Here is a 263-nt window from a genome sequence, read left to right on the forward strand (position 1 = left end):
CGCGCGACGTTGCGCGATACCTTCGCCGCGCCGCGGCGCGTGCTGATCTGCGACGTCGGCGGCGGTACGACCGATCTGACGCTCGTCGACGTCGCGCCGGGCGACGATGGCGAACCGACCTTCACGCGCGTGGGTGTCGGCAATCACCTGATGCTCGGCGGCGACAACATGGACCTCGCGCTCGCGCGCCTGGTCGAGCCGCGCCTGACCGAGCCCGGCACGCGGCTGTCGGCCGCGAGCCTGTCGCAGCTCGTCGAACGTTG

At 72.2% G+C, this 263-nt stretch carries 1 protein-coding gene; it reads left to right on the top strand.

Annotated elements, in window-relative coordinates:
- The coding region (locus SB751_RS31765; RefSeq protein WP_410749240.1) for a hypothetical protein at positions 1–263 on the top strand (263 nt) is incomplete at both ends.

It is taken from the genome of Cupriavidus sp. SIMBA_020 (assembly GCF_046535395.1).
GTDB classification, from domain to species: Bacteria; Pseudomonadota; Gammaproteobacteria; order Burkholderiales; family Burkholderiaceae; genus Cupriavidus; species Cupriavidus campinensis.